General features: G+C 65.0%; 3 protein-coding genes. 1 reads left to right on the top strand and 2 read right to left on the bottom strand.

All coding sequences use genetic code 11. The annotated features are described in order from the left end of the window. The first annotated feature begins 47 nt into the window (after positions 1 to 47). On the top strand, positions 48 to 785 hold the full coding sequence (locus tag DD1DGNOD_RS11320) for a PaaX family transcriptional regulator C-terminal domain-containing protein (protein ID WP_206443100.1): 738 nt from the start codon (positions 48 to 50) through the stop codon (positions 783 to 785). 174 nt (positions 786 to 959) lie between these two features. On the opposite strand, the gene DD1DGNOD_RS11315 is transcribed toward DD1DGNOD_RS11320, so the two are convergent. Both DD1DGNOD_RS11315 and DD1DGNOD_RS11310 read right to left on the bottom strand, forming a co-directional pair. Further along, entirely contained in the window at positions 960 to 1,865 is a 906-nt protein-coding gene (locus DD1DGNOD_RS11315; RefSeq protein WP_131766521.1) for an SDR family oxidoreductase, read from the bottom strand. Between the two features lie 51 nt (positions 1,866 to 1,916). Beyond that, positions 1,917 to 2,723, bottom strand: coding sequence for an enoyl-CoA hydratase-related protein (locus DD1DGNOD_RS11310; protein ID WP_131770080.1), 807 nt, complete (start codon positions 2,721 to 2,723; stop codon positions 1,917 to 1,919). Between the last annotated feature and the right edge of the window lie 632 nt (positions 2,724 to 3,355).

Below are 3,355 nucleotides of genomic sequence, written 5' to 3'. Positions count from 1 at the left end.
CTACTGTCCTATCCGTGGATCAAGTGCGAAGGCGTATCGTTCCTGCGGTGCAAGACCGTCATCTCCCGGCCATCAAGCCGCTCACCGCCCGGTCGGTCGCGCTCAGCACCCTCCTCGGCTACCATCCGCCCGCGCTCCCGGTCAGCGCGCTCATCCGAGTCGGCGGACTGTTCGGTATCGCCGAGCGAACGACCCGAGTGGCGCTGACGCGGATGGTCGCGGACGGGGATGTCGTCGCCGACAACGGCGTATACCGGCTCACCGAACGACTTCTCCGACGCCAGGCTCAACAAGACGAAAGCCGCTCGCCCCGGTCCAAGGAATGGAACGGGGGCTGGGAGATGGCGATCGTCACGGCGCAGGCCAGGCCGCTTGCCGAGCGGGTGGCTCTGCGCAAGAGCATGGTCGGCTTCCGATTGACAGAGCTTCGGGAAGGCGTATGGATTCGCCCGGACAACCTGCTTCGGCAGCTCAGCGGCACCGTCGCCGAACAGTGCACCTTCTTCGAAAGCCGCTATCCGGACTCTCTCCAGCTGGTCGGGTTGCTCTGGGACCTACCCGGCTGGGCGTACGAAGCGCGCCGCCTCTGTACGGAGCTCGATACTGCCGGCGGTCTGACCGCCGGATTCATGGTCACCGCCGAGGTTCTCCGACATCTCCTGATCGACCCCTATCTGCCCCCAGAACTGCTACCCGAGGACTGGCCGGGAGATGAACTCCGCGAGCGGTACGCCGAGTTCAATGTCACCTACACCAAACGCCTCCGTGACTACTGCGAGGGCTGATTTCCCAGCCTGATGCTGCGTCACGCTCGATTATTCTCTCGAGGCCGCTGCCGCGCCAGACGCGCCTTCCTGGCGAGTCTTTTAATCTTCGGGTTAGGGTACCCCTGGGGCGGTAGGAAAGCGTCGCTGGCGGCAGGCTGCGCGGCTATGGTGGGCCGCGCAGCCGGTGAACCGTCAGACGTTGCGTTGGGATTTGCTCTGTACGGTCGCGAGCTGGCTGCGCTCGCGGATGTCCGCCCAGTCCTGGTCGCTCAGTGCGGTCAGGCCCGCGAACGTGCCGGGGCCAGCCAGTTTCTGTCCCCCGTCCATCGCGATCGTTTCACCGGTGAGGTAGTCACAGGCGTCCGACAGCAGGAACATCGTGAGGTTCGCCAGTTCCTCGACGGTGCCCATGCGACCCATCGGGATCTGGTCGGCCTGGGTGGCTCCGACCGCGCTTTTGTCCGTGGGGTTGAGCATCTCCCAGGCGTAGTCCGTCGGGATCGGCCCGGGCGCGACGGCATTGAGGCGGATCCCGTAGCGGGCCCACTCGACCGCCAGCGACATGGTCATGGCGTGCACGGCGGCCTTGGCCATCGCGGACGGGACAACGAACGCCGAACCGGTCCAGATCCAGGTGGTCAGGGTGGACAGCACCGCTCCGGGGAGGCCCTCGGCGATCCACCGGCGGCCGGCGGCGTGGGTGGTGTTGAAGGAACCGTTCATCACGGTCGCGCTGACGGCCTCGAAGGCTCGTGCGCTCAGGCTGGCGGTCGGCGCGATGAAGTTTGCCGCGGCATTGTTGACGACACTGGTCAACGGCCCGTGCCGTTCCCAGATCTCGCTGATCGCCGCGTCGACGAGATCGGCCTTGCGCACGTCGACGGTCTGTACGTGCACGGTTCCGGGCCGGTCGGCCGAGACCTGCGCGGCGGCCTCGTCGAGGACGGCCTGACGGCGTCCCCACAGATGGACCTGGGCGCCGTGGCGGACCAGGTGGGCTGCCACCCCTCGGCCGAGGCCGGTCCCACCGCCGGTGATGAGGATCCGTTTGCCCCGCAGCAGGTCCGGCGCGTAGATCGACGTTGTGGTGTCAGCCATGGGTCTCCCTCGCCGGCGCCGCGGTGGATTCCGCTGTGCAGCGCATGGGAGTCAGTTGCCCCGGTGCGCGGAGAAGTCCGGTGCGCGCTTCTCGTTGAAGGCGGTGATACCTTCCTTGGCCTCGGCGGAGTCACTGAACATCTTGAGGCTGGAGTAGGCCATCTGCCCGATGCCCGCGAAATGCTCGCTGTCGGTGTTCATCGACTGCTTGAGTACCTTGAGGGAGGTCGGTGACAGCAGGAGGATCTCGTCCGCCCAGGCGCGGACCTCGGCCCGTAGCTGGTCAGCCGGGACGACTTTGTTGACCAGGCCCCAGTCCGCGGCCTGGTCGGCGCTGTACTGGCGGCAGAGGAACCAGATTTCGCGGGCACGCTTCTCGCCGATTACGCGGGCGAGATAGCCGGTGCCGAAGCCGGCGTCGAATGAACCGACCCGGGGACCGTTCTGGCCGAAACGGGCGTTGTCGGCGGCGATGGTGAGGTCGCACAGCAGGTGCAGAACGTGGCCACCGCCTATGGCGAAACCGTTCACCGCCGCAATGACGGGTTTGGGCACGTCACGGATGACCCGGTGCAGTGCGTCCACCTCGAACAGGCCGCTGTCCGATGGTCCGTAGTCGCCCGTTTCCATGCGCTGCTTCTGGTCACCGCCGGTGCAGAAGGCTTTCTCGCCGGCGCCGGTGAGGCAGATGACGCCGACGTCTTCGCTGCCCCATGCACATTTGAAGCTTTTGATCAGTTCATCGACGGTGCGGGCGCGGAACGAATTGTAACGTTCCGGTCGATTGATGGTGATCCAGGCCAGGCCGTTGTCGACCGTGTACGTCACGTCGGTGAAGTGGTCGGTGAACTGGTCCATTGAACTGATGACCCTCTTCGATCAGGAAGCGAGCAGGGCCGCTGCTCGTCGCGGAGTAGATGGAATGATCTTTTTGGTTGCCCGTCCGGCAAATGCCGGTGTGCCGGGGGTAAACGTACTAGCGCGGACGGTCGTTTTCAAGTGGACGCTTAACGGATTATTTGAACACCGCTGAGGAGGATGGGAATTCCCATCGGAGGGGAATGGGAACCATGGCCGGGGAATGATGGTTGGAGAGGTGAGGCGTTCTCCGGTGTGACGGGCCTGCGTCGGCCCCGTCCTGTGGTGGGCGGATGGGGCCTTGTCGCACTGCTCGTCCGCGCCGATCGGCGGGCGGGACGGCCGACCGGGATCTGATGGCTGTGGCGGGGTCGCGGCCTGCGCTTTCGAGGGGCCGGCCGGTCTGCGACTGGACGCTTGGTAGCGTAAAGAAATGAATCAGTTTCACTGAGTATTCCATCTCCCAACGCTTGCTTCAGTGAGTTATTATTTGACTACGTATCGCTGCCCATCCCGGCTCCGGTTCCGAACCAGGAGAGTCGGCGAACCGCAAGTTCCGCATCCACCGAACTCGCGGAGGACGACTGCGCGCACCCTACCTCCAAGCAAAGGTCCGACCATTGGACCTTAGC

The organism is Candidatus Protofrankia californiensis (assembly GCF_900634765.1).
In the GTDB taxonomy this organism is placed as follows: Bacteria; Actinomycetota; Actinomycetes; order Frankiales; family Frankiaceae; genus Protofrankia; species Protofrankia californiensis.
This window is presented reverse-complemented; position numbering and strand designations above follow the sequence as displayed.